Origin of the sequence: Haloterrigena gelatinilytica (assembly GCF_013342145.1) — an archaeon.
Taxonomy (GTDB): domain Archaea; phylum Halobacteriota; class Halobacteria; order Halobacteriales; family Natrialbaceae; genus Haloterrigena; species Haloterrigena gelatinilytica.
Map to the genome: position 1 here is coordinate 431,979 of NZ_JABUQZ010000001.1, position 24,194 is coordinate 456,172.

At 65.2% G+C, this 24,194-nt stretch carries 23 protein-coding genes; 12 read left to right on the top strand and 11 right to left on the bottom strand.

Translation table 11 applies throughout. The features are described 5' to 3' along the window. Window positions 1-29: 29 nt before the first annotated feature. The 4 genes from HTZ84_RS02125 to HTZ84_RS02140 form a co-directional block, all read right to left on the bottom strand. Window positions 30-362, bottom strand: coding sequence for a hypothetical protein (locus tag HTZ84_RS02125; RefSeq protein WP_174679167.1), 333 nt, complete (start codon window positions 360-362; stop codon window positions 30-32). A gap of 64 nt (window positions 363-426) precedes the next feature. Next, window positions 427-1,086 carry a thiaminase II gene (tenA, locus tag HTZ84_RS02130; RefSeq protein ID WP_174679168.1) on the bottom strand — a complete coding sequence of 220 codons (660 nt, stop codon included), beginning with the start codon at window positions 1,084-1,086 and terminating at the stop codon, window positions 427-429. A gap of 416 nt (window positions 1,087-1,502) precedes the next feature. Beyond that, on the bottom strand, window positions 1,503-3,164 hold the full coding sequence (locus tag HTZ84_RS02135; protein ID WP_174679169.1) for a tRNA uridine(34) 5-carboxymethylaminomethyl modification radical SAM/GNAT enzyme Elp3: 1,662 nt from the start codon (window positions 3,162-3,164) through the stop codon (window positions 1,503-1,505). 156 nt (window positions 3,165-3,320) lie between these two features. Then, window positions 3,321-5,198, bottom strand: coding sequence for a formate/nitrite transporter family protein (locus tag HTZ84_RS02140; RefSeq protein WP_174679170.1), 1,878 nt, complete (start codon window positions 5,196-5,198; stop codon window positions 3,321-3,323). A gap of 191 nt (window positions 5,199-5,389) precedes the next feature. Here HTZ84_RS02140 and HTZ84_RS02145 point away from each other — a divergent pair, with 191 nt between their 5' ends. Genes HTZ84_RS02145 through cruF form a run of 3 tightly spaced genes read left to right on the top strand, consistent with a single transcriptional unit; the run spans window position 5,390 to window position 8,691 of the window. After that, complete coding sequence (locus HTZ84_RS02145; protein ID WP_174679171.1) at window positions 5,390-6,886, top strand: phytoene desaturase family protein; 1,497 nt, start codon at window positions 5,390-5,392, stop codon at window positions 6,884-6,886. Between the two features lie 13 nt (window positions 6,887-6,899). Then, window positions 6,900-7,772, top strand: a complete 873-nt coding sequence (locus HTZ84_RS02150; RefSeq protein WP_174679172.1) for a prenyltransferase — start codon at window positions 6,900-6,902, stop codon at window positions 7,770-7,772. Next, window positions 7,765-8,691: a bisanhydrobacterioruberin hydratase gene (cruF, locus tag HTZ84_RS02155; RefSeq protein WP_174679173.1), complete on the top strand. Its 927-nt coding sequence runs from the start codon at window positions 7,765-7,767 to the stop codon at window positions 8,689-8,691. Before HTZ84_RS02150 ends, cruF begins: the two co-directional genes overlap by 8 nt. A 48-nt stretch (window positions 8,692-8,739) precedes the next feature. Here cruF and HTZ84_RS02160 read toward each other — a convergent pair whose 3' ends face one another. Next, window positions 8,740-8,892: a hypothetical protein gene (locus tag HTZ84_RS02160; RefSeq protein WP_174679174.1), complete on the bottom strand. Its 153-nt coding sequence runs from the start codon at window positions 8,890-8,892 to the stop codon at window positions 8,740-8,742. A 128-nt stretch (window positions 8,893-9,020) separates the two neighbouring features. Between HTZ84_RS02160 and HTZ84_RS02165 the strand changes: the two genes are divergently transcribed. After that, a complete protein-coding gene (locus HTZ84_RS02165; RefSeq protein ID WP_174679175.1) occupies window positions 9,021-9,182 on the top strand; it encodes a hypothetical protein in 162 nt (53 codons plus the stop codon). A 53-nt stretch (window positions 9,183-9,235) separates the two neighbouring features. Here HTZ84_RS02165 and HTZ84_RS02170 read toward each other — a convergent pair whose 3' ends face one another. From HTZ84_RS02170 to HTZ84_RS02180, 3 genes are all read right to left on the bottom strand, one after another. Next, window positions 9,236-9,388 carry a hypothetical protein gene (locus HTZ84_RS02170; RefSeq protein ID WP_174679176.1) on the bottom strand — a complete coding sequence of 51 codons (153 nt, stop codon included), beginning with the start codon at window positions 9,386-9,388 and terminating at the stop codon, window positions 9,236-9,238. A gap of 82 nt (window positions 9,389-9,470) precedes the next feature. Beyond that, a complete protein-coding gene (locus tag HTZ84_RS02175) occupies window positions 9,471-10,421 on the bottom strand; it encodes a phytoene/squalene synthase family protein (RefSeq protein WP_174679177.1) in 951 nt (316 codons plus the stop codon). 155 nt (window positions 10,422-10,576) lie between these two features. Further along, window positions 10,577-12,283: a bacterio-opsin activator domain-containing protein gene (locus HTZ84_RS02180; RefSeq protein WP_174679178.1), complete on the bottom strand. Its 1,707-nt coding sequence runs from the start codon at window positions 12,281-12,283 to the stop codon at window positions 10,577-10,579. Window positions 12,284-12,534: 251 nt separating this feature from the next. On the opposite strand from HTZ84_RS02180, the gene HTZ84_RS02185 reads away from it, so the two are divergent. The 4 genes from HTZ84_RS02185 to HTZ84_RS02200 are packed head-to-tail and all read left to right on the top strand — an operon-like array spanning window position 12,535 to window position 18,452. Then, complete coding sequence (locus HTZ84_RS02185; RefSeq protein WP_174679179.1) at window positions 12,535-13,536, top strand: DUF7283 family protein; 1,002 nt, start codon at window positions 12,535-12,537, stop codon at window positions 13,534-13,536. Further along, entirely contained in the window at window positions 13,514-13,987 is a 474-nt protein-coding gene (locus HTZ84_RS02190; protein WP_174679180.1) for a DUF7285 family protein, read from the top strand. The genes HTZ84_RS02185 and HTZ84_RS02190 overlap by 23 nt, the downstream gene beginning before the upstream one ends. After that, window positions 13,984-14,937: a DUF7284 family protein gene (locus HTZ84_RS02195; RefSeq protein ID WP_309138845.1), complete on the top strand. Its 954-nt coding sequence runs from the start codon at window positions 13,984-13,986 to the stop codon at window positions 14,935-14,937. Before HTZ84_RS02190 ends, HTZ84_RS02195 begins: the two co-directional genes overlap by 4 nt. Then, window positions 14,934-18,452: a DUF7286 family protein gene (locus HTZ84_RS02200; protein WP_174679182.1), complete on the top strand. Its 3,519-nt coding sequence runs from the start codon at window positions 14,934-14,936 to the stop codon at window positions 18,450-18,452. Before HTZ84_RS02195 ends, HTZ84_RS02200 begins: the two co-directional genes overlap by 4 nt. A gap of 47 nt (window positions 18,453-18,499) precedes the next feature. Here HTZ84_RS02200 and HTZ84_RS02205 read toward each other — a convergent pair whose 3' ends face one another. Both HTZ84_RS02205 and HTZ84_RS02210 read right to left on the bottom strand, forming a co-directional pair. Then, the gene (locus HTZ84_RS02205; RefSeq protein ID WP_174679183.1) at window positions 18,500-19,828 is read right to left on the bottom strand and encodes a PQQ-binding-like beta-propeller repeat protein; all 1,329 of its coding nucleotides are present in this window, start codon (window positions 19,826-19,828) and stop codon (window positions 18,500-18,502) included. Between the two features lie 171 nt (window positions 19,829-19,999). Continuing rightward, window positions 20,000-21,229, bottom strand: coding sequence for an ornithine cyclodeaminase, nickel-pincer nucleotide-dependent (locus HTZ84_RS02210; RefSeq protein WP_174679184.1), 1,230 nt, complete (start codon window positions 21,227-21,229; stop codon window positions 20,000-20,002). Between the two features lie 223 nt (window positions 21,230-21,452). Here HTZ84_RS02210 and HTZ84_RS02215 point away from each other — a divergent pair, with 223 nt between their 5' ends. The 3 genes from HTZ84_RS02215 to msrB all read left to right on the top strand — a co-directional run bounded on the left by HTZ84_RS02215 (window position 21,453) and on the right by msrB (window position 22,898). After that, window positions 21,453-22,025: an HTH domain-containing protein gene (locus HTZ84_RS02215; RefSeq protein WP_174679185.1), complete on the top strand. Its 573-nt coding sequence runs from the start codon at window positions 21,453-21,455 to the stop codon at window positions 22,023-22,025. A gap of 213 nt (window positions 22,026-22,238) precedes the next feature. After that, the gene (locus HTZ84_RS02220) at window positions 22,239-22,400 is read left to right on the top strand and encodes a hypothetical protein (RefSeq protein ID WP_008894410.1); all 162 of its coding nucleotides are present in this window, start codon (window positions 22,239-22,241) and stop codon (window positions 22,398-22,400) included. 69 nt (window positions 22,401-22,469) lie between these two features. After that, a complete protein-coding gene (gene msrB, locus HTZ84_RS02225; protein ID WP_174679186.1) occupies window positions 22,470-22,898 on the top strand; it encodes a peptide-methionine (R)-S-oxide reductase MsrB in 429 nt (142 codons plus the stop codon). 65 nt (window positions 22,899-22,963) lie between these two features. Here msrB and HTZ84_RS02230 read toward each other — a convergent pair whose 3' ends face one another. Next, window positions 22,964-23,326: a DUF7471 family protein gene (locus tag HTZ84_RS02230; RefSeq protein WP_174679187.1), complete on the bottom strand. Its 363-nt coding sequence runs from the start codon at window positions 23,324-23,326 to the stop codon at window positions 22,964-22,966. A gap of 287 nt (window positions 23,327-23,613) precedes the next feature. On the opposite strand from HTZ84_RS02230, the gene HTZ84_RS02235 reads away from it, so the two are divergent. Then, window positions 23,614-24,141 carry a winged helix-turn-helix transcriptional regulator gene (locus HTZ84_RS02235; RefSeq protein ID WP_174679188.1) on the top strand — a complete coding sequence of 176 codons (528 nt, stop codon included), beginning with the start codon at window positions 23,614-23,616 and terminating at the stop codon, window positions 24,139-24,141. Window positions 24,142-24,194 lie beyond the last annotated feature (53 nt).

The following is a 24,194-nucleotide window of genomic DNA, read 5'->3' on the forward strand; positions in this document are numbered from 1 at the left end:
TCGCGATCGGTCCGACGCGGCGAGATCGTTTACCATCGTTCGATACGGTACGGCCCGTCGACCGTCTCGAACCGGTCGATTCCGAGCACTCGGTCCGCCTCGCGGAGGGCCTGCCGTCCGGTCGCTTCGGCCGCGGTCGCGTCGTCGCCGTGGAGCGTCAGTCGACAGTCGATCGTCACCGCCAGCCCGTCGTCGCCCGCGTCGACCGCGCCGAGTTCCCTGACGTCGGCGTACCGGACGATCGCGACCGACTCGAGGACCTCCTGTGCGGCGACGGCCAGTTCGCCGCCGCGTTCGAGGGGGACGTCGACCCGAAGGGTCGCCGCCGCGATGCGTTCGGTGACGGTATCGCGCTCGCTCATAGGCGACGGTTGGGACACCGACAGTATGACCTCACCGGTCCGCCCGTCTCTGTCGCGGCCGCGGTCAGAGCCCCCAGCCTTCGCGGGTGTAGGCCATCTCCCAGAAGCGGTACTCGAGTTTGGCGCTCGTCAGGAACGCCTCGCGCATCGCGTCGCGCTCGCCCGGATACCGCTCGCCGCAGTCGTCGACGAACGCCCGACACCACGCGGTGGCCTCGCGGAACTCCTCACCCGTGTACAGCTCGATGAAGGGCGTGTACCGGTGGTCCTCCTCGGCGAGGTCGGCCATGTGCTCCGCGACGTCGAGATACCCCTGCATGCAGGGGTAGAGCGCCGCGGCGATCTCGGCGATCGTCCCCTCGTAGGCGGTTCGCACGAGGAAGTTCGTGTAGGCGTGGCAGGTCGGTGCCTTCTCGACGGCCTCGAGTTCAGCGGGCGAGATGCCGTAGTCGGCAGCGAACTCCCGGTGGAGATCCATCTCGTGGTCCAAGACCTCGTGGGCGACCCCCAGCAGGTGGGTCATCGTCGCCTCGTCGCGAGCCTTCGTGCCCGCGATCGAGAACACCCGCGCGTAGTCGAGCAGGTACCGGTAGTCCTGTTTCACCCAGTGCTGAAAGGCGTCTTCGTCCAACGTCCCCGCCGCGAGTTCGCGCACGAACGGGTGGTCTTTCTGTGCCGCCCAGACGTCCGCTCCCGCCTCGAGCAATCGATCGCTGAAAGCCATCTCGAGTCGACGCTAACGGGCAGCAAGGTATTATAAGTCATCGATACAACCCGTTGATATTCGAAACGTGGCTCGGTATCGCGTCTGGCTCGGAGAACTGACCGGAGACTCGACTCGAGGGGCGTCAAAGCACAGTGAGAGGATACACGCCGGGAGTGGATCGCTCGGTGGGGGACGAGCGGTTCGGGGAGCAGCCCCGGCGTGCTGGGTGAGAGGCAACTCGGTGTGCCGCTGTCGGTCTGGGGAGTGTTGACAACGGTGCCGACGATCGTCGGCGTCCAATACTCCGTTCCGATTACTCATAAATTTTCTGTATACTGTGGGTTATTTTATGTTGCTGCGAGGATCGGTCCTCGAGGGACGGTTACCACGCGATCGGCGGGGAGAAAAACGTAATCGAACCGCTCGCCGGCCGCTTAGAGTCGTTTACTGACGTACGGTCCGTCCTGGTGGTAGCCGAGTTTCTCCCGGTAGTACTCCCGGGCGCCGATCCCGGAGATGACGCTGACCTTGTCGTAGCCGGCGTCGGCGGCGAGTTCCTCGGCGCGGGCCATGAGTCGGCGGCCGTAGCCGCGGTGTTGGTGCTGGTCGGTCTCGCCCTCGTCGCCCACGGTGACCTCGCTGCCGTAGACGTGCAGTTCGCGCACGAGCGCGGCGTTCTCGAGTTCCGGCCGTACCGGGTCGTTGGGGAACCGCAGACGGCAGAAGCCGACGAGGAGGTCCCGCTCGAAGTCCTCGAAGGAGATGAAGTGTTCCGTCCCGCCGCAGGCGTCGTAGGTCATCACGTCGAGTTCGACGTTCTCGGGCGTCTCGTCGTTCATCCCGGCCTCGCGACAGCGGATGCAGTCGCAGGTCCAGCCGTGCTCGTCCATCCGCTTGCGGGCGAGTTGCCGGAGGTTAGACTTCCAGACACCGGCGTCGATGTAGTCCGCCGGGATGTCCCGCTGGACGCGCTGCAGCCGCGTGTAGCGGGGGATCATATCCTTGATCTCGGCGACCAGTTCGGCGGCCTCGTCGTTGTCGAGCGGGTCGAACTCGCCCTCGTGCCACCAGTCGTAGGTCGCCGTCCCGCGGACGATCAGCGTCGGGTAGATCTTCAGGTAGTCGGGCTTCCAGGCCTCCTCCTCGAAGATCCGGCGGAAGTCCTCGAGGCACATCTCCTCGCTCATCCCGGGCTGGCCGGGCATCATGTGGAAGCCGACCTTGAACGCCGAATCCCGCAGCCGCTGGTTGGCCTCCATCGACTCCTGGACGCCGTGGCCGCGGTGCATTTCCCGATTTATGCGCTCGTAGGTGGTCTGGACGCCGACCTCGACTTTCGTCCCGCCGAGATCGAGCATGCGGTCGATCTGCTCGGGGTCGCACCAGTCGGGCTTGGTCTCGAACGTGGTGCCGATGTTGCGGACGTCCGCGGTCTCGTTTTCGGCGATGACGTCCTCGACGTACTTCCAGTCGTACTCCTCGGGGTCCTGCGCGAAGCTCTCGCCCTCGGCCGGTTCGGGCTCCTTCTCGACGTCGTAGTCGTTCATCGCCTCGAGGGCCCGCTTGACGAACCACTCCTGGTAGTCGTGGCTCCGAGCGGTCATCGTCCCGCCCATCAGGATCAGTTCGACCTTGTCGACGGGATGGCCGATCTCCCGCAGTTGCTCCAAGCGCAGCGTCACCTGCCCGTAGGGGTCGTAATCGTTCTGGACCCCGCGGGCGGCCGCGGGCTCCTCGCCGGTGTAGCTCTGGGATGAGGAGAACTCCGAGTCGGGGCCGCCGGGGCAGTAGAGACACTTCCCGTGGGGACACCGCTCGGGCGAGGTCATGATCGCGACCGGCGAGACGCCCGAGGCGGTGCGGACGGGCTTGCGCTGGAGGACCGCCTCGAGATCCTCGCGGTACTCCTGGGGCGCGTAGTCGAGCAGTTCGGAGTTCTTCGGCACCTTCGGCGCCGAGTGTTCCGAACAGGCCTCGAGTTTGGCTTTCTCGACCTCGTCGCGCTCGACCTCGCCGTTGACGATCCGCTCGACGAGCGTCTCGCAGACCCGCTCGAACGCTTCGGTTTCGGTCGGTTCGGGCGTCTCGGTACTCACTACACGTCTTTCGTCGCCGTTCGTGAATAAGCGTGTCGGACTCGCGAGTTCCCGCTCGAGCGATTCGGGACGGTGCGGACCGTCTCGACTCGAGACGATCCGAGACAGTCGGCGACGCGATCGATCTCGACCGGTCGAAAAGCGGCGGGGAGTCGGTTACCGGCCGAACAGTCGCTTGAAGACGCTTCGCTTGCTCGGCCGTTCGGCGAGCATGACCGAGCAGTCGACCTCGTTGACGACGTCCAGGTGCAGCGAACTGGTCACGAGCCGCGAGAGGAGGCCCCGTTCGGTGGCGCCGATCAGGACCATCGTGTGGTCGCCGGCCTCGCGACAGATCGCGCCCTCGACGTCGCCGGAGTCGTCGACGATGATCTCGGCGTCGTGGAGGTCGTGGTCGATGGCCCACTCCTCTAAGAACTCCTCGCCGGCCCGTCGATCGTCGGGACTCTCGACGATGTGCAGCAGCGAGACGTCGGCGCCCCCGATCGTGCTGAGCGTCTTCGCGACCTCGGCGCTCAGATCCGAGTCCGGACCGCCGGCCGTCGGCAGGAGGATCCGCGAGGTGTCCAGCCCGCGATCCTTGACCACAAGGAAGTCACAGGGGAGCTGGCTGGTGAGTTCGCTGATGGGCCGTTCGGCGCGCGCGGCGTTCCACAGGTTGTTGTCGCCCCAGCCCATCACCACGAGGTCGGCGTGCTCGCGGACGGCGGTGTCGAAGATCTCCTCGAACGAGCGGTGCGTGACGACCGTCGACGTCTCGCTGTCGACGTTGCCGTAGTCGATCGACCCGGTGACGTCCGCGAGCAGGCTCTCGGATTCGTTGACGATCCGGGCGCGCTGTCGGTCGTTGCCGACCGCCGACGGCTGGTCGGGCGTCTGGACGACGTGAACGACGTGGACGATCGCCGACTCGCGGGTGCTCGCGAGCGTCGCGGCGAGCTCGACGAGTCGGGATTCGGTTCGCGGGTTCGCGATGGGGACGACCACCCGGTAGGTGTCGTCGTCGGCGGGAGCGGTCGTCTCGGCCGTGTCGATCAGCGGGACGTACGAGCGCCCGGCGACGCTGCCGAGGGTCCACTCCTGGATCGAGAGGCGCCGTTCGATCCCATCGAAGCGAGCCGACTCGAGGCGCCGCTCGCTGGTCTGGAACCAGTTGACGACGGTCACGAGCAGGATCCCGCCGATGGTGTTGCCGAGCGCCACCGGGAGGACGAAGTGGACGACGCCCACGTAGAGGGAGAGTTCGCCGAGGAAGACGGCGAAGGCCATCTCGGTGAAGGAGGTGACGACGTGGAACAGGTTCCCGATCGGAATCGCGAGGAACGCCATGTAGACGATCAGGATTCTGGCGACCGTCTCCCGGGCGGCGTACTCCACCCAGACGACGCCGGCGACGATCAGGCCGGCGAAGGCGGCCTTGAAGAACAGGTCGAACCACGCCGTCTCCGGACCGTGGGTGCCGAGGTACAGCGCGGCGTCGAACGCGTCGGGGGAGAGCACGCCGCCCCACGCGAGCACGGCGGCGCCGATCGCCCCGCCGGTGAAGTTCCCGGCGAGGACGATCGTCCAGTGGCGCAAGAGCGCGGGGATGCTCGCGAGCCGCTCGAGGGTGAGCGCCACCGGCGGCAGCGTGTTCTCGGTGTAGAGCTGGTAACCGCCGATGATGATGTAGATGAATCCGAGCGGGTACAGCAGGGCGCTCAGGATCGGGTGGCCGTCGGTCGCCCCGTACAGCGAGGCGTACAGCAGGACCGTGATCGTGATGGCGAAGCCGGCGGCGATGCCGCTGAAGAACAACTCGCGGCTGCCGGAGGTGACCTCCTCGTCGGCCGCCGCGACGATCCGCTGAAAGACCTCGTCCGAAGAGAACCGGTCGCGGACGACCGATCCGGCCGCCGGCGCCCCGCTTCGGGAGCGGTCGACGGCCTCGCGGACCCGTTCCGCCTCCGCGTCGTGGTCGGGGGGCGGTGCCTCCTCTCGTTCCCGGTCGGCGCGGGCGGACTCCGCGCTGCCGGGCTGCTCGTGATCGCTCATTGTCGGGACCGAATCACGGAACGAACTAAGCGTTTGGCTTTGAGGACGGCTCGAGTTATCACGTGCCAAACCGGAAGCGAAGCGAGACCGCCGAGAACGATCGCTGCCGTCGGACCCCACCGCACGCGGCGGGCCCGACCCTACATGGGTATGACATACGCTTTTCACCGTGCCGACGGTCACGTTCGAGTATGCAATCGCTGGCCGGTGAGTCGGTCGTCGTGATCGGCGCCGGAATCGGCGGCCTCGCGACGGCCTGTTACCTCGCCGACGCGGGCGCCGACGTGCGGGTCATCGAGAAGAACGAGCAGGTCGGCGGTCGAGCGAGTCGCCTCGAGAAAGACGGCTTCCGGTTCGACATGGGACCCTCGTGGTACCTGATGCCGGACGTCTTCGAGCGCTTCTTCGGCGACTTCGATCGGACGCCGTCGGACTACTACGAACTGACGCACCTCGATCCGCACTACCGGCTGTTCTTCAAGGACGGGGATCGGGTCGATATCACGCCCGACCTCGAGCGGACGAAGACCGTCTTCGACGAGTACGAGGACGGTGCGGGTGCGGCCCTGGAACGCTACCTCGAGAAGTCCCGGGAGAACTACGAGGTCGGGATGGAGCACTTCGTCTACGAGGACCGGACGCGGCTGCGGGACTTCATCGACCCCGACGTGGCCCGGCAGGCGCGGGGGCTGTCCCTGCTGGGGTCGATGCAAGGCCACGTCGCGGACTACTTCGACCATCCGAAGCTCCAGCAGATCATGCAGTACACGCTGGTGTTCCTCGGCGGCTCGCCGACCAACACGCCGGCGCTGTACAACCTGATGAGCCACGTCGATTTCAACCTCGGCGTCTGGTATCCCGACGGGGGGATCGCCGCCGTCGTCGACAGCATCGCGCAACTGGGTCGGGAACTGGGCGTCGAGTACGACACCGATCGGCCGGCGACGGCGATCAAGGGCCGCGAGGGCGCCTTCCTCGTCGAGACCCCCGAGGGACCGGTCCGGTCGGACCTGGTCGTCAGCAACGCCGACTACGCTCACACCGAACAGGAGCTCTTACAGCCCGAACAGCGCGGCTACGACGCCGACTACTGGGAGAAGCGAACCTACGCGCCCTCCGCGTTCCTGCTGTACCTCGGCGTCGAGGGCGACGTCGACGACCTCGCCCACCACACGCTGGTCCTCCCCACTGACTGGCAGGACCACTTCGATCGGATCTTCGAGGACCCCGAGTGGCCCGAGGATCCCGCCTACTACCTCTGCGTGCCCTCGAAGACCGACGAGGACGTCGCTCCCGACGGGCACAGCGCGCTGTTCGTCCTCGTGCCCGTTGCGCCCGGCCTCGAGGACACCCCCGAAACCCGCGAGGAGTACCGCGACAGGATCCTCGCGGACATCGCGGTCAACACCGGGACCGATCTGCGCGACCGGATCGTCCTCGAGGAGCGCTTTTGCGTCGAGGACTTCGCCGACCGGTACAACAGCTACGACGGGACGGCGCTCGGACTGGCCCACACGCTCCGCCAGACCGCGCTGTTCCGTCCGCCCCACCGCGCCAAGGGGGTCGACGGGCTCTACTTCGTCGGCGGCGACACGACGCCCGGGATCGGCGTCCCGATGTGTCTCATCAGCGGCGAGCTGACCGCCGAGAAGGTCCTCGAGGACTACGGCCGACCGACCGGCCGATGATCGCTTCGCTGCCATGACCGCGAACTCGACGGCTGCGGGCGAGGGCCGACACGGCGACCGACTCCGATACCTGCTGACCCTGTCGCGGCCCCGGTTCTGGCTCTACCTCGCCGGCCCGGTGCTCGTCGGCGTCGCCTACGCCGCCGACAGCGTCGGCGACGCGTTCGCTCCCGCGGCGGTCCTCCTGTTCGCCTACTTCCTCCTCCCGGCGAACGTCTTTCTGTACGGGATCAACGACATCTACGATCGCGAGATCGACGCCGCCAACCCGAAGAAATCGGAGCGGGAGGCCCGGTACCGCGGCCAGCGAATCGTTCCCGTCGTCGTGACCGTCTGCGCGCTCCTGGGGCTGGCGATCCTCCCGCTCGTCCCGTCGGCGGCGTGGCCGTGGCTCGCGGTCTTTCTCGTCCTCGGGGCGGCCTACAGCGCGCCGCCGGTCCGGTTCAAGACCACACCCGTGCTCGATTCGGTCTCGAACGGGCTCTACATCGCCCCCGGCGCGGCGGCCTACGCCGCCGTCGCGGGGAGCCAGCCTCCGACCCTCGCCGTCCTCGGCGGCTGGCTGTGGGCGATGGGGATGCACACCTTCTCCGCGATCCCCGACATCGAACCCGATCGGGAGACCGGCATCCGGACGACCGCGACGGTGCTCGGCGAGCGCCGAACCTACGCCTACTGCGGCGCCTGCTGGCTCGCGAGCGCCGCCGCGTTCGGCGCGCTCGATTACCGTCTGGGCGCGCTCATGCTCGTTTACCCCGGCCTTGTCGCCGTGATCGTCACCTCGAGCGTCGCGGTCGACCGCGCGTACTGGTGGTTTCCGGCGATCAACACGGTCGTCGGCGCGGCGCTGACGATGGGCGGCCTCTGGAGGGTGCTCTATGGCTGATCCGGACGCCGCGACGGACGCCGATATCGATTCGGACGCCGTTGCCGACTCTGACCCCGAAATCGACGAGCGCCGGGCGGCTCTCGAGCGACGCCTCGAGGCGCTGATTCGGGAGAATCGATTCACGATCGCGGTCGTGTTTCCGATCGTCGGCGCGGTGACACTGGTCGCGAGCGCGGAGGGGCTGCTGCCGGGGCCGCTCGCGTACAATCCGCTGTTGATCCTGTTCGGGACGCTGGTGATGCGCTCGCCGCTGGTCGTCGGCCTGCTCCCGCGGGTCGACCGCCGAGCGCTGGTCTGTCTGGGCCTCGTGACGGCGTACACGTACGCGATCGAACTGGTCGGCGTGCGAACCGGCTGGCCCTACGGGACCTTCGAGTACGGGATCCGGTTGGGGCCGATGCTGTTCGGCGAGATCCCGCTCGCGCTCCCGCTGTTTTTCGTCCCGCTGGTCCTGAACGCCTTCCTGCTGACGCTGCTGGTCCTCGACGGTTGGAGCGCGCGGCCGCTCGTCAGGATCCCGACCGCGATCGCCGCCGTCGTCGCCGTCGACCTCGTCCTCGACCCGGCCGCCGTCGCCATCGGGTTCTGGGCGTACGTCCCGCCGGGCGGCTACTACGGCGTGCCCGCCTCGAACTACGTCGGCTGGCTCCTCTCGGGAACCGTCGCCGTCCTCCTCGTCGACCGCGCGTTCGACCGCGCGGCGCTGCTCGAGCGCGTCCGGACCTGCGAGTTCGTCCTCGACGACTTGGTGAGCTTCGTGGTGCTCTGGGGGGCGATCAACGTCCTCTACGGGAACTGGCTGGCCGCCGGCGTCGCCGGCCTGTTCTGTCTGGGTCTGTTCCGGACCGAACGCTACGACCGCGAACTGCTCCTGACGGCGCTTCCCGCGAGCCTCGGACGGAATCGCGACTCGTGACCGCGCTTCGCGGCGCGGTGTTCGGCGGCGCATCCGCCGACGCGAGACTCACCGGAGCCGGCGGAACGTCGACGCGCCGCAGACGCAGTCGTCTTCGGGCCGAGCGGCACGGACGATCCGTCCCCGCGCGTCGTCGGCGCCGGGAATCGCACTACAGCCGGTACAGGCGACGACGGCTTTCCGTCCGCTCGAGGTTGTCATACCGTCACGCACGTCGGCGACCGGGATCAGCGTCCCGCCACCGTGTGTTGGCTACCGACGACTGCGGCGGCCGTCGAGGCGAGGCATGCTTGCTCGAGATTTTTGCTCGCGCGGCCGTTACTGGTCGTATGGCGACCAGGGTGCCGGTCGAGTGTCCGCTCTGTCGCACCGCACTCGAGGCCGACGGGTGCCTCGAGGATCACCTCGTCGACGCCCACACCAAACGGCGGTTAGCGCGGTTCGTCGTCGCCGAAGCCGAGGCGCTGAACGCGCGGGACGTCTCGGAGTGATCGGCTGCGCCGTCCGCGGCCGTTCGGCGCCGGCGCGGGTCAGATGGCGCGGGTCAGATCAGGAGGCCGGTGACGGAGCTTCCGAACAGGAGCAACAGGAGCACCGCGGCCATCGTGAGCGCCAGCCAGACGCCGAGGCCGACCGCGGCCCGGCGCGCGTTCTCTCGGTCGATGTCGACGGGGTCGTGTGAACCGGTAGTGGACATACACGGCGACGTACGACCCAACCGATAACAACAGGAAATCCATTATATCGAGGGGATTGAAAAGCGGCCGCCGAGTTCGGCGTCACTGCGTCGGGACGCGGCCGCCGTGTCCGGCCTCGTGACGGTCGCGGTCGCGATCGGGGACGGCCGAGACCCGCCGGAAGACGGCCTCCGGGTCGCGGTTCCAGTGCCAGTGCCAGCGCGTCTTCGCGAGACACCGAAGCTTTCGCGTCGTGGTGAGCGACGGCTCGCGGGATAAGACGTCGTACTCCTGGGATCTGATCACGGTGTGGTGTTCCGCGTAGAGGACGGCCGCCAGCAGGACGGGCAGTTGGCAGTCCTCGGGGAGATAGCGGATGCCGGCGACGCCCTCGCGGTAGAGCTCCTCGGTTCGTTTGAGCTCCGCCGTCATCGCCGCCGCGAAGGAGTCGGAGTACTCGAGGCACTCGATCTGGGCGTCCGAAACGCCGTGCGCGCGGAGCGTCTCCTGTGGCAGGTAGATCCGGTCGCGCTCGACGACGTCCTCGCGGACGTCCCGCAGGAAGTTCGTCATCTGGAACGCCTCGCCGAGTTTGACGGCGTGGGGGAGCGCGGCCTCGCGCTCGTCGGGATCCATGATCGCCGTCATCATCACGCCGACGGCGGCCGCCGAGCCGCGCATGTACGACTCGAGGTCGTCGTAGCTCTCGTACCGGCCGGTCTCGATGTCCGACTGCATCGCGTCGACGAACGACTCGATTTCGTCGTCGGCGATGTCGTACTCCCGCCGGAGCTCCTCGAACGCCTCGAGGACCGGTCCCTCGGGTTCGGTTTCGCCGAGGGCCTGGGCCCGGAGCGACTCGAGTTCGGCGCGCTGCCTGTCGGGCGGAACGCCCTCCGCGTCGTCGACTACCTCGTCGGCGATCCGGAAGAACCCGTAGAGGACGTGCGTCGCGTGGCGAACCCGTTCCGGGAGGAACTTCGTCGCCAGGTAGAACGTCTTCCCCGTGCGCTGCTGGATCGTCTTGCCGGCGTCGATGTGTTTCTGCTGCATTCTCTGTTCGTGGCCCTCCCCGCGGTGGGATGTAACTGATACGACAGTTGCGTATAAAATAGCTACCCCTACCTAGTGGGGTCGTCGTCTGTTCGCGGGCCGCGAGACGGCGACGCCGTCTCACGGGCCGTGCCCGTTCGACTGCTCGCGGAGTTCTACTCCGCGCTCGTCTCGTTCGAGGCGGTTTCACCGCCTCGCAGCCCGCTCGCGTGGTCCGCGCTATCGAACAGTTCGTCCAGCAGCTTCCGCTGTGCGGTCCGGAGGTGCTGGTGGAACGTCGAGCGGGAGATGCCCATCGACTCGGCGAGTTCCTCGCCGGAGACGTTGCGGGGCCACTCGAAGTAATCGGCGTAGTACGCCTTCCGAAGCGCCGTTTGCTGGCGATCGGTCAGCGACGACTCCAGCCGAGCCATCACGTCCCCCGGCGTTCGCCTGGGGCGATCGGTCTCGTGGTAGCTGATCAACTCGACCGCGTCGTACCGCCGCTCTAACAGATCGTAGACCGAGCGCGCGGCTTGCCCGTTCGGGAGGTCGACGGTGAGTTCGACGCTCGCGTCGCCGACGGCGCTCCGCCGATCGGCCCGCGATGGATCCCCCCTGGTCTCGAACCGTCGAACCGTCCCTCCGTGTTCGGAGATCGTCCGCACGATACCGTCGTCGAGGGCGGCCTCGAGGAGCGTCCCGCCGTCGTACGTCGACAGGATTCGAACGTCGGTGACGCCGTCGATCGCCGCCGCGTCCGGGGCGCCGTCGACGGCGCGGTCGGCGTGGAAGAACGCGATCGGCGTCCCGTCCTCGTCGGTCAGCCCTCGGAAGGTGACCGCCGCCTCGAGTTCGGTCGCCAGCGCCGCGACGAACAGGTCGGGGTCCGCGATCGCGAGCTCGAGTTCGACGACGGCGTCGGTCGCGAGCATCCGACGCGCCTCGATCGCGTTCATCGCGGTCGAGATCGCCCCGGCGAGCGAGTCGAGGACGAGCAGTTCGCGCTCCGAGAACGCCGCCGGCTCGTCGGCGAACACCGCGAGCACCCCGTACGTGACGTCGCCGTAGCGAAGCGGCAACGCGGCGACCGACTGGAATCGGTCGCCGGCGCCCGCCGGCCACCACCGTCCCGCGTCGTCGAACGAGTCGATGTCCTGAACCACCTGCGCTTCCCCCTCCGCGAGCGCCCGAACGGCGGGGTGGCTCTCGTCCGACGCGAGGACGAGCGTCTCGTCCTCGAGGGGAACGTCGCCGGCGCCGGCCCACTCGCGCGGCGAGAGGCGGCGGTTCGTGACGTCGACGCGGCCGATCCAGGCGAGCACGTACGGATCGGTGTCGGCGAGGCGCGAACAGACCGAGCGCTCGATCTCCTCGCGGGTCGTCGCGCCGACGGCGGCGTCGGTGACGTCCCGGAGCAGGCCGTCGACGCGCTCGAGGACGTGCTCTAACGCCCGGTGTTCCTCGCGGAGCTCCGCGGCGGTCTCCTCGACGGTGATCTCGGCCAGTTTGCGCTCGGTGATATCGAGGTGGACCACCGAGACGCGGAGCTCCCCGCTAACGTGGAATCGCTTCGCCCACATCAGGAACCACTGCTTTCGCTCGGGCGAGTGACAGGGGTACTCCATCGTGAACGTCTCTCGCTCGCCGTCGATGATCGCTTCGAGGCCCTCGACCGCGCGTCTGGCGTATTCGTCGGTGTCGGCGTCCGCCTTCGCGGTCGCGATGTAGTTGACGCCGACGTGGTCCGTCCGGTGACCGTCGGGACCGAACGCCCGCCAGGTGTCGTTGGTCAGCAGAATCTCTCCGTCCTCGTCGATGACTGCGACGGTAATGGGGAGCGTCTCGAGGGCGGCGTTGGCAAGTTCGTCCCGCTGATCCATCACTTACGTTCACGCTCTGCGCCGTCTTAAAACGTTGAAGCCATCCGATAACGGATTGAGGGTATTCAGCGCGATAGCAGTCCGAATACCGCTATTCCAGCTCGTGTTTACGATGCCAGTTGTTTTCCGAGCATGAGTAGATCCGAACCATCAGAAGCGAGTGAACGCCGTCAACGGCGCCTCTAAGCCCTCAAACCGATCGTTTCGTTCCGGTCTCCGAGTTTAAATACGATCACGAGCCAGCAGCGGCTATGGACTGGGAGACACCCGTCGACGCCTGGTACGTGTGGCTGGGCGCCAGTATCGTCAGCCTCGCTCTCGCCGGCGTCGTCCTCGCCTTGCCGACGGGACCGCCGCCCGACGCCGAGGGCGCGACGAACGCGATCGAGGAGACGACCGCGAGCAGCTACGAAGCGGCGTCGACCCTCGAGCACGACGCCGACGCGATCAGAATCGACGGGAAGACGGTCGCGCTGCGCAACGAACACGGGGTCAGTCGCTCGAGTCTCGCGTACGGCCAGGTCGTCGTCGTCAACGGCGACGAGCGGCTCGAACGCCTCGTCTACGGCGAGTCGTTCGCGACGGTGTTCGAGTCGGAACTCGAGGACGCGGACGCGAACGCGGCGGCCGCGTTCATGGACCGCGTCGCCGACGTCGACGAAGAGACCGCCGGCGAATGGCTGACCGCTTCGGACGAGCTAACCGTTCGACAGGTCGCCGTCGAGCCCGACGAGCCGCCGGAGGTACGAGTCCAGGGCGCCGACCACGAGCGCTCGATACTCGACGGCCGTCGTTCCCTCCCGAAGGAACTGGCCGCTACGTACGAAGGTGACGAGACGCAGACGGTCGCGTACACCGTGACCGGTACTGCTCCGATCGAGCCCGGCGTCGTAGCGCCACACGAGTACGCGACCGTCGGCTACGAGGCGGAGTGGACGACGACTCACGCGGACTCCGATACCGTCCGAACGGATCTCGATTCACACCTCGTCGACGGGGAGCGGATCGAAGGGACCCGGTCACCGGGTACCGATACCGAACGCCCCGACGAGGAGTTCTGGATCGGCGTCTACCCGCTCACCGTTACCGCGGAGTTCGGTTCGGAAACGTGTGAAACGACTCTCGAGAGCGCGACGACCGTCGATTCCGTCTGTCCGACCGTCACCGCCACCGACGAGCGCGCGGCCGAACTGGACTGGATCGAACGAAACGACGAGACGGGGAACTACCATGCCACGCTCGCGGTCGTCTAGGGGCCAGACGGAGCCGGTGGCGGCGCTCGTTGCGGTCGTCGTCATGGTGATCGCGCTCGGCCTCTACAGCGGCTTCCTCACCGACGTCCTCGGGGACCGAACCGACCGCTCGCCCGAGGCGTCCGCGATCGATCGGATCTGGGCCGACGTCTCTCACGGCGGCACCGTTGCGGTCCATCGACCGACCGGGCTGGACGACGTCGAACCGGATTCGCTCCCCCAGGGACGGAACGTCCACGTCGAGATCACTGCGGTGACCGACGGCGGCGATCGGGAGGTCGTCGCGACGGAACAGTTCGGGACGGACGGGACGCCGGTCGCCGACCCGGAGGGGCCCCCCGCCGACGGGTCCGGGATCGAGACCGGCGTGGCGGAACGGCCCGTTCCCGTCGAAGTCGCCCCCGGCGACGTTCGCGGCGGCACCCTTCGAGTGGAGGTGTGGGCCCCGTGAGATCGGACCGCGCCGTCAGCACCGTCCTCGACGTCGCGTTCGCACTGCTGCTCGTCAGCGCGAGCGTCCTGCTGCTCGGCCTCTCTCTTCCCACTACCGATGGGTCGCTCGAGGAAACGCGGGCGGATCGAACCGCCGAAACGCTCAGCGGGTCGACGGTCGCCGTCAGCTACGATCTCGAGTCGATCGCGGAGAGCGACCGCTACGAGGAACCGGAGACCGTCGACGACTACGAACGGACGACGTACGGCTCCGCGACCGGCGTGCTCGCGGAGGCGGCGGTCGCGAACGCGACGATCGGCGACGGCCGATTGATCCGGTACGCGGACTCGTTCGCCGATAGCGTCGCCGCCAGCGTCGACGGCCGGTTCACCGGTTCGAACCGCAACGTCCACGTCGTCGCCAGCTGGCGCCCCTACGAGGACGCCTCGATCAGGGGGGAGGTGACCGCCGGCCAGCGACCCCCGCCGACCGCGGATACGACCGCCGCGACGACGACCGCCTCGAGCGGCACTCCCGCGCTTAACAGTTCAGAGTTGGCGACAGCGTACGCCGACGAGGAAGATATCGACGCGCTCGCCGAACCGATCGCCCGGTCGATCGTCCGCGGCTACTTCCCGCCCGAGCGAACGCAACTGACTCTCGAGCGGCGAGGACTCGACCGGGCCGTCACGACGACTCACTACCTCGAACTGGCCGATCGCCTCGATCCGGATCACGACCTCGAGCGAGACGCCGGTCCGCTGCGGCGATCGGACGCCCGGGCCGACGACGCCAACGAGGTGCTGATCGCGGGTCTCACCGAACTGATCGCCGACGACCTCGAGTCGGGGCCGATCGGTGACGAACTCGACGCGATCGGCGGTGACGAGGCCGAATTGGACGCGTTCTTCGAGAAAACCATCGCCCCCAGCGACGTCGACATCACGACGTATACGTGGAAAGAATGACGGGAAAACGCACACGAACGACGGTATCGATCGACGATCGCGCTCGAGTCCCCTTCGCGATAATCGGGGTGTTGCTGCTGGTGACCAGCGTGACGGTCGTCGGCGTCCTCCAGACGCGCGGCGGACCCGAGACGGAGATCGACGAGACGCTCGCGATGGAGCGGACGGAAGCGGCCGTCCAGAGCGAACTCCGCGGCGCCGTCGTCGACGCGACTCACCGGGCCGCGGCCCAACCGGTAACGACCTCCGACCTCGACGCGCTCGGGGGCAACCAGACCGAGACGTTCGAGACGTACCTCGAGTTGTTGATCTACCTCGAGGCGCAGGAGTCGCTGTCGGCCGCCGGCCAGACGGCCGGCGACGTCGAGACGACGGTTTCCATCGGCGGAGACGTCCCCGAGGATCCCGACCGTGCGATCAGGACCGCCGACGACCGAATCGACGTCGCGGAACGGGCGGGGGGCGACGGACTGCTCGAGGTGACGCTCGATCGGGTGACGATCACGCTCGAGGACGGCGATCGCGTCGTCAGCGAGCGGACGGTCGACGACCTCTCCGTCACCGTCGGCACGCCGATCCTCGAGTTACAGGAGAAGACACGGGAGTTCGAAACGATGCTCGACGAAGGCTTCCTCGATGGCGAGGTCACCGAGTTCGAAAACATGGCCCAGAAAACGGCCATGCGACTCTATCCGATGGCGTATTTCAAGTCGTTCATCAATCGGATGGACAAAGGGACGGGTGACGAAGATCTGGAACAGGGTTGGACCTTCGACGAAATTCTCGAGAACAATCACACTGAAGTGATGGCGAACGACGCCATCTTCGGCGTTCAGGAGGAGGTGTTCGGCGAGGACGCCGTCGACCCGTACGCCGACAGGGTGATGCGTCCGGCGTGGGCGTGTTTCGCGGCGGACATGCTGGAGACGATGGCCGGCAACGACGACAGCGAAGAAAGTAACGACGGATACCAGGCGACGGTCTCCGTCACGGACGGGTTCGGGAACGGCGTTTACAATGCAACTGTCTTCGTCGACGGAGAAAAGCGGGGTACGACGGGTCCCGGTAACGAGGTCTCGTTCGAGCTAGCGGAGAACGGGACGCACTCGGTCGTCGTGATCGGAGACGACTACGAGCGAGTCGAGCAGCGCATCCGGTTTTCCGAACGGGATTCTCGAGACCGTATCGAACTCCGGCCGTCTACCGACCGAACGATCACTGTCTACGGTCCGTCCGGAGAGCCGGTCGACGGCGCCGACGTCAACGTCTGGGCGGACGACGAACTCGCGTACGCGACGACGGGTGCCGACGGAACGATCGCTCTCGAGGACCTCGCGATCGACGACCGAAGCGAACTTACGGTCGAAATATTCGCGGACGGGTACGAAGACGGATCGGAGACGGTCGAAATCGATCGGTCCTACAACGCGATTTTGACGTCTGCAGGCGACGCCTCGCTCGACGATCCCGAGGACGGTGCGGGACTGCACAGTTACTTCGAGGACGATCCGAGCCTCAAGGACGCCGCTTGCGAGGACTTCCGCGACTATCTCTTCGGCGACAAAGGCGGCGATCTCCCGGACGCGCCCTCGACGCTCGAGCTCGTCGACGGCATGTTCGGGGAGATGAATCCGCTGACGCAGAACGAAACGGTCGAACCGAACGACATGGCCGACATCGCCTACTACGAGCTGATCGGCATCCGAGATCTCTCGACGGTGTTGGACGACCTCCCTAGCGAGATGAACCCCGAGGATATCGACGAACCGATCAGTTACACCGAGGGGTTCGAGTCGCGGATCGAGAACGGTGACTTCATCGACGATATCTACGACGTGAACGTCGATCGATCGGTCGACGTCTCGTACGGATCGCTTTCCGCGAACAGGAGCAGCTCGTTTTCCGACTACGAGTACAGTCATTCAGCGTACGATTCCCGCGGCGTTACCGACATCGACGTATCGTTGTCGCAGGACTGGCGGACTACCGAGGGTGAGTACACCAATCGTGATCTCCACAGTCTCACGATCGATGCCGACGTCGAAATTCAGGAGCGATCGGTCTTCGAGAACACGACGGAGAACGGAACCGACACGAAAACCCTCGATCGATCGCCCGAAACGCTCCCGGTTTCGATCGAGGTCGACATCGATGCGGATCTCGTCGATGATATCGCTATCGACCGGAGCGAGATCGGTGACGATTTCGAAGCCGGCACCGGATACGCGGGCCACGGTGATCTCACCAGCCTCTCGGATCCGGCCAACTTCGAGCGCGTCGTAACTGACTCCCTCGAGACGCTGCTCGATGTGAACGCGCTCGATTCGGACGGCGATCTCGAGTCCCAGATCGAAGCTGATCTCAACGATTCGATCCGCATATCGAGTATTCCGTCGACCAACGAGAGTACCAACGGGGCGATATCCGTCGCACTGGATATCCGTTTCGGGGTCCTCGGAGCGGACGTTGCGAGTTACGACTTCGACGATCTCGAGGCCGGTTCGAATCTCGACAGAGCCGAACTCGAAGAGTGGCTCGAGGACGACCTCTACTTGGTTAACGCGTACGTCAAGAAAGAGACGAACGCGATCGAGCAACCGCGAGTGGAGTTTCTGCGCAGTCCGTCGCCGTTCAGAGAGCTAACCGATGAGGTTCGGGCCGTCGAAGACGAACTCGTGGACACGGAGTCGTACGACAACGTTCCGGATCTCGTTCGAATGGAAGTGCGAAACGCCTACTTCGAGACGCTCACCGGTCGACTTGATGAGATGGCGGATTTCCACGAGGAAACGGTCAGCGAGTTCGACGACGCGATGTCCACGAGCGACGGCGCACTCGACGACTCCCTCGATATCGTACAGGCGGTTTTCGCTGGCGACGTCGAGACGGAGAGCGGGGAACTCGAGGGCTCAGAGCTCATGGGAGACATGGAGTTCGACGTCTCCGGTTCGCCGACGTACATGGACCTCGAGACGGTCGACGACGACGAGGTGCCGACGGTTCGACCGCCGAACACCACGATCATGGACACCGATGTCGACGGCGAGCACGCGGCGCTCGGAGCCAAATACGGCCAGCGACTGCCGACACCGGGGCTCCCGCTAGTTCCGTGGCCGCCGATGCTGTACGTCCTGCAGGTCAACAGCTACAACGTCGACCTTCAGGGCGAGTACTCCCGCTTCGAAGTGAGTGCGACGGCGGGAGGTCCGGTCGACGGTGCGGGAACGACGTACGTCCGCGATCGGATGGACGTCGAAGTCGATCTCGGCGGCGATGCGCCACAGAAGATCGGCGAAGTCGAACCGATTACGTTCGATACGTCGCTCGAGATTCTGATTGCCATGCCTGGTCTGATGCCCATGAAGTCTGGTTCACCGCCGAATACCGGGGATCCTCCATTTGACGGTCCACCAAGCTTCAGTGACCTTATCGAGAATCTCGGTAATAAGGATCTAATTCTCGGTTACGAGGGAGAGAGCGACAAGTACGGGGATACTGGCCCTCTCGAAGGCTAAGTAGCTCTCCTTCAGACCGATTTCGCGTTATTACATCTGCAATAGTATTAGGCTGTTTCGAGAGCGCCAATGACGCTGTAGTTACCATCGATGCTATAGATGATCGAATCTACAAGAATCGCGTATCCTTGTACCATTCCTCGTACCATATCTTGGTGATCGCGGACATCAAAGGACCACCGTTGTTCACCAGTTTCGGGATTTAGTACGTTCAAATCCACATAGCCATAGCCACGCCAGACATAGAGAGAGTTCTTAGAAACGAATATCCGACGACCAGTCGGTCCAGAAATAGGCATATTTGAATCCCATGTTGGGGGTTCTTGTCTTGTGGTTAGTTCTCTCGTTAGCACTGCAGGCTGATCAAATACGCCCGCAGAGTAGATAATTTCATTTGCGATAGTTGGAGCACGACCGGCGACAACGGACTCACTATCATCCTTATTATAGACGGCCATCGTCGCCTCTTCTCCCGTCTCTCCGTCAATCGCTAGAACCGTATCGAGTTCGTGTGTATAGACTGTCCCATCATGAACCAGTAATTCTCTTCCGGTGTCAAAATTGCCGGACGGAGAATACGCCCAGATCTGTTCCTCTTTCTCGACATCGAATCCCACTACTTCGTAGTCATGTCCACTGTTCGTTTTGTGTGATACATAGAGTGAACCATCACTACCGACAGCGATATCTTGGACTGCATTTACTCGTTCCTCCCAAATTATACTCTGTTCTTCGATGTCGACAGCGTATAGTTTTCCGTCGTTATGGACGTATACGATCCCATCGTAGACACGAATGTCTCCAGAGTACAGCGAACCGAGTTCAACCGACCACAAGACGTCACCGGTCTCGGGTTTCAGCGCATAGAGGGTTTCAGTGAGAAAGTACACGGTGTCGTCAGTTACCGCTGGCGTCGTCGGTTCCCACTGCGGATTTGGAGGGGTCTCCGGCGGCAGTTCTGGTTCGTACGTCCACTCGACGTCACCTGTCGTCAGGTCGATTGCGTGGAGTGTCGACGTCTCGTCCGCGACGTAGACGAACCCGTGACCGACGACAGGTCCCGAGACCTCACCGTCTTCGATCTCGACCGTCCACCGCTCCTCGAGCGGCCCGTCAGGCCCGCTCCACTCATCGGTAACCATCCCGTTGTTCGCGGAGAACCGTGCCATTGGCCACGACTCGCCGCTCGAGCCGTTGTGAACGCCTTCAGTTCCGCTTTCGTCAGGTTCCTCGCCGGTACCAGCAGGGTCCGAACTGCCGTTTTCGTCGTTCGAATCGTCGCTACCCGTACAGCCGGAGAGGCCGGCAATACCGACCGATGCACTGCCGCAGGCTGCGAGCCACCGTCGGCGCGTTGATGTCGACCGTCGATTCATCGTCTATTTCAAATATGTATAATTCAACTAACTAAATGTATCGGAAATAGCCGATAGTACTAGCCGAAGCGAACTCGGTTTGAGACCAGTCTCGGCTGCAGGCTCTCTGATCGGGATATCGTTCGCATCCGGCCCAACGGAAAACGAGAACGTAGTTCGATCAGCGGCGAGTTACTCGAGCAGTTCCTCGGCGAGCATCGGGATGAACGTCCCGATATCGGTGACCATGCCGATAGCCTGCGCGCTGCCCCGGTCGAGAAGTTGGGTGACGGTTGCAGGGTTGATGTCGACGCAGACGGTCTTGGTCGTCGAGGGGAGGCAGTTACCGACGGCGACCGAGTGGAGCAGCGTCGCGAGCATGAGGACGATGTCGGCCTCCTGGGCCTGCTCGCGGATCGCGTTCTGGGCCTCGATCGAATCGGTGATCGTGTCCGGAAGCGGGCCGTCGTCCCGGATCGAGCCCGCGAGGACGTAGGGGACATCGTTGCGCACGCACTCGTACATCACGCCGTCGTCGACGACACCCTCGTCGACGGCCTCCTCGATCCCGCCGAGGCGGGCGATCTCGCTGATCGTGTAAATGTGGTGTTTGTGTCCCTTTCGCGGGTGCTCTAAGCTCTCGGTGTCGACGCCCAGCGAGGTGCCGTAGAGGTCGCGCTCTAAGTCGTGGACGGCGAAGCCGTTGCCGGCCGAAAGCGCGTCGATGTAGCCCGCGCGGACGAGCTCCGCGAGCGCGTCCCGGCCGCCGGAGTGGACGATCGCCGGGCCGCAGACGACGAGGACGTTCCCGTCGTTTTCCCGGACCTCGCGCATCTCGTCGGCGATCTCCTCGATCAGCGACGCCGAGGGGCGCTCGCTGGAGACGCCGCCCTGCATGAAGCCGAACGAACCGCTGCCGTTGCGGGGGCGTTCCGGCGGTTCGACGCGGATCCCGGTTTCGCCGGTGACGACGAGGTCGCCTTCCTCGATCGCGTTCAGGACCTTCGTGTAAACCCGCGGACGCTCGTCGCCCGCGTTCTCTACCACGAGGGCACAGTCCATCTCGACGTCCTCGACCTCGACCCACTCGCCGTCGACGCGAACGAACGTCGGGTGGTTGGTCGTCGAGTAGAAGTCGACGGGGACGACGCCGTCCTCCGGCGCCGCCTCGAGCGTCGCGTCGCGCGGATCGGCGACGGTCGCGCCCTGCTGGTTGAGTTCGTGGAGGATCGCCCGCAGGTCGCTTTCGGTTTCGGCGAGCACGCGCATCCGGCAGTAGGTCTCCGCGTGCTTGTGGCGGCCGACTTCGAATTCCTCGACCTCGAACTCGCCGCCCATATCCATTACGACACCGAAACAGTGGCCCATCGTCCCCGAATCGATGATGTGTCCCTCGAGTTCGACGGTTCGCGAAACGGTCATCGGTGCAGCGTTGGCGACCGGGGACCGTGAATGTGTGCGTTTCGGTGCCGGTCGACAATGGGCGACGGCACTCGCCGGTGTGAAACACCGCGACCGAGCAACAGTGTTCGCTCTCCGGCGGGCACGCTCGCGGAAAATCGTCACAGCCACCGTCGACCATTATTTCATCCCAAATGATGATTCAGCAAACACTTTTGTACACATCGGTGGACGGCTCAGATACGTGTCGCACCCCACAACAACACCGACGTCAGTCGAACTGTGGATCCGATCGTTCGCCCCCACGAGCGCCGGCCCGACGCAGGAACGCGCCCTCGAGCGGCTCTCCGATCTCGAGTCGCAGGCGCCGATCGAGTCGGTGGACGTGAGCGTCTGGGGGAAGGAAGTCGAGGTCAACCGACCCGAGCGAGCGATGCGTATTCCGCAACTCTGCCGGATCGAACGCCGACTCGAAGCCTTCGAGAACTGGGCCGCTCGCACGGGGTGCCGGCTCGAGCCGTTCTTCCGAAACACGCGTATCGAGTCGTCGATCACGGGCGAATCCCACGACGTGTGGCGGCTGCCGACGATCGCGGTCGCGGAGTTCGACGGTGACGAACTCCTCCACGTCGCGCCCTGTCGCGACGGCGATCGAACGATCGACGTCTTCGACCGGCTCGAGTCGCTCCTCGAGGACCCGGAGGCGCCGGTGACCGTCGATGAGGAATCGGGCGACGGATTGACCGAGCGCTCGTCGGATCCGGCGACCGACTACGGGCAGAGTCGCATCGACGTGGAACCGTCTCGCTCCGACTAATTCTGTTCCCTGCCGAACCGCGTCGGCCGGGCGCCGAACATCGACTACCTACTCGACCGGCTACCGAACGCTACCGCGTTGAACCCTGTCGTGCTCGACAGATCGAATCAGGTGGGAAACCGATCGGCACCGCCGTTTCGCTCCCGTTTCGATGACGGACTGTCAAGATCGTCGTGAATAACATCTATGCGACCGTGTCGCATAGTGTGATCCATGGCGAGTAACTCGACCACCCTCGGCCTGTCCCGGTGTCGCAACTGCGGGTTCGAAGCGCCCGGCGGCGACGACGCGTGGCGTCGCATCGACGTCCCGAAACTGGGACGGATGACACAGTGTCCCGACTGCGAGAGCACCGACGTCATCACGAGTCGGTAGCGCCGACCGCGATTCGAGACCCCCGTCGGAACGCACAGACTCTTGGGCGTCTCCACCCTAGGCTACTCCATGGAGCGCAATACGAGCGATCAGTCCCGCGACGACGCCGACGGCGACCTTCCGGACAGCGACGTCGAGTGGCGAGACCGACTGAGCGAGGAGGAGTACCGAATCCTGCGCGAGGCCGGCACCGAACCCCCCTTTAGCGGCGAGTACGTCGATCACAAAGCGGACGGGACGTACGCCTGCGCCGGCTGCGGCGCCGAACTGTTCGACGGCGACACGAAGTTCGAGTCCGGCTGCGGCTGGCCCAGTTTCTACGACGTCGACGCCGATCGCGTCGAGACCCGACTGGACACCAGCCACGGGATGCGCCGCACCGAGGTCCTGTGTGCCAACTGCGGCGGCCACCTCGGCCACGTCTTCGAGGACGGTCCCGACCCCACCGGCAAACGCTACTGCATCAACTCGGTGGCGCTCGAGTTCGAGGACGAGTAACGCGGCGTCACGTCGAACGCGTAGATTCGTTCGGTAAGAACCCTATTTTCGGCCGTCGTTCGAGACTAGTCGTCGGACCTCGAGGGCCGGTCGCGGTTCGTCTCGGCGTCCGTCATCGGTCCGCTTCGGTAGACCGCATAGAGGACGAGCACGGCGATCGCGAAGTCGAACCCGTGTTCGACGAGGTGGTGGACCGTCATCGGGACCACGCCGAACACGGTTCCGAGGCCGACGACGGACCGCACCACGAGCAGTCCGAGCACTGCCGTAATCAGTAGGTATCGGGGCGAGCGCCGTCTCGAGTACGCGACGAGCCCGCAGCAAAAGAGGATCGTCGTCCCGACGGCGGCGAGGACGATCACGGCCAACAACACCGGCGCCAGTTGCGGATCCAGCCACGGGATGTCGAGGGGACTCGTGTGTTCCATCCGCGATATATTATCTGGGCGGGAACGCTACCTATGCGCTTCGGTTGTTCACGGTTTGTCGTCCCGCAGCGACCGTCCGTTTTTCGCCGAGGCAGTCGAAGACGGTCGTCTCGAGCCCTCGTTTGCGTGTGCGCCGGTTTCGTGTTCAGTCGGTCGTCTCATCAAGACGGGTCGTATGGCCCGTTCTCACCTGCCGGGAACGAGCGGAAGCCGTTATCCGGTCGTGGTCGCTAGTCGATGGTAGGCAGCCCCGTAGCGGGGCATCGATCACGACGACCACGTCCACAATGAGCGAGACACGACGACAGATCAGGGCACACGTTCGGTCCAACGCCGGAATCCACTTCAACGAACTCGTCCGGGAGTCGACGTACGCGCCGGGACAGATCCAGTATCACGTCCGTCGGCTGATCGACGCCGGCGAACTCGTCCGCGAGGAACTCTACGGACAGACCCACTACTACCCCCCGCAGTACGACGAGTGGGAACGCGCCGCGCTGGCGCTGTTCCGCCGCGAGACGACCCGCGAGATCGTCCTCTTCTTGATCGAGCACGGTTCGTGCCGACCGGCCGCGGTCGCGGACGAACTCGACATCGCCCGGAGCACCCTCGAGTACCACCTCGATAACCTGGTCGAGTGCGACATCGTCGAGAAGGAGTATGGAGAACGCAATCGCGTCACGCTCTCGCTGTCCCGTCCCGATCGAACCGCGCCGCTGCTCTCGGAAATCTCGCCGACGGTGCCGGACCGACTGGTCGATCGATTTACGCGGCTCGTCGACGGCCTGCTCGAGAACTCCGTCGACTCCGAGTAGGTGCGGTCGGCTCGGTCGCTCGGATTCGTTTTCAGTTTCGTCTCGAGACGGCC

What these genes read in the sequence shown, in the direction of transcription:
- HTZ84_RS02210 (WP_174679184.1), bottom strand. Translation starts at nt 21,229, where the DNA reads ATGACCGTTTCGCGAACCGTCGAACTCGAGGGACACATCATCGATTCG.
- HTZ84_RS02220 (WP_008894410.1), top strand. Translation starts at nt 22,239, where the DNA reads ATGGCGAGTAACTCGACCACCCTCGGCCTGTCCCGGTGTCGCAACTGC.
- HTZ84_RS02185 (WP_174679179.1), top strand. Translation starts at nt 12,535, where the DNA reads ATGGACTGGGAGACACCCGTCGACGCCTGGTACGTGTGGCTGGGCGCC.
- HTZ84_RS02200 (WP_174679182.1), top strand. Translation starts at nt 14,934, where the DNA reads ATGACGGGAAAACGCACACGAACGACGGTATCGATCGACGATCGCGCT.
- cruF (WP_174679173.1), top strand. Translation starts at nt 7,765, where the DNA reads ATGGCTGATCCGGACGCCGCGACGGACGCCGATATCGATTCGGACGCC.
- HTZ84_RS02235 (WP_174679188.1), top strand. Translation starts at nt 23,614, where the DNA reads ATGAGCGAGACACGACGACAGATCAGGGCACACGTTCGGTCCAACGCC.
- msrB (WP_174679186.1), top strand. Translation starts at nt 22,470, where the DNA reads ATGGAGCGCAATACGAGCGATCAGTCCCGCGACGACGCCGACGGCGAC.
- HTZ84_RS02205 (WP_174679183.1), bottom strand. Translation starts at nt 19,828, where the DNA reads ATGAATCGACGGTCGACATCAACGCGCCGACGGTGGCTCGCAGCCTGC.
- HTZ84_RS02170 (WP_174679176.1), bottom strand. Translation starts at nt 9,388, where the DNA reads ATGTCCACTACCGGTTCACACGACCCCGTCGACATCGACCGAGAGAAC.
- HTZ84_RS02175 (WP_174679177.1), bottom strand. Translation starts at nt 10,421, where the DNA reads ATGCAGCAGAAACACATCGACGCCGGCAAGACGATCCAGCAGCGCACG.
- HTZ84_RS02160 (WP_174679174.1), bottom strand. Translation starts at nt 8,892, where the DNA reads ATGACAACCTCGAGCGGACGGAAAGCCGTCGTCGCCTGTACCGGCTGT.
- HTZ84_RS02150 (WP_174679172.1), top strand. Translation starts at nt 6,900, where the DNA reads ATGACCGCGAACTCGACGGCTGCGGGCGAGGGCCGACACGGCGACCGA.
- HTZ84_RS02140 (WP_174679170.1), bottom strand. Translation starts at nt 5,198, where the DNA reads ATGAGCGATCACGAGCAGCCCGGCAGCGCGGAGTCCGCCCGCGCCGAC.
- HTZ84_RS02230 (WP_174679187.1), bottom strand. Translation starts at nt 23,326, where the DNA reads ATGGAACACACGAGTCCCCTCGACATCCCGTGGCTGGATCCGCAACTG.
- HTZ84_RS02125 (WP_174679167.1), bottom strand. Translation starts at nt 362, where the DNA reads ATGAGCGAGCGCGATACCGTCACCGAACGCATCGCGGCGGCGACCCTT.
- HTZ84_RS02180 (WP_174679178.1), bottom strand. Translation starts at nt 12,283, where the DNA reads ATGGATCAGCGGGACGAACTTGCCAACGCCGCCCTCGAGACGCTCCCC.
- tenA (WP_174679168.1), bottom strand. Translation starts at nt 1,086, where the DNA reads ATGGCTTTCAGCGATCGATTGCTCGAGGCGGGAGCGGACGTCTGGGCG.
- HTZ84_RS02145 (WP_174679171.1), top strand. Translation starts at nt 5,390, where the DNA reads ATGCAATCGCTGGCCGGTGAGTCGGTCGTCGTGATCGGCGCCGGAATC.
- HTZ84_RS02165 (WP_174679175.1), top strand. Translation starts at nt 9,021, where the DNA reads ATGGCGACCAGGGTGCCGGTCGAGTGTCCGCTCTGTCGCACCGCACTC.
- HTZ84_RS02190 (WP_174679180.1), top strand. Translation starts at nt 13,514, where the DNA reads ATGCCACGCTCGCGGTCGTCTAGGGGCCAGACGGAGCCGGTGGCGGCG.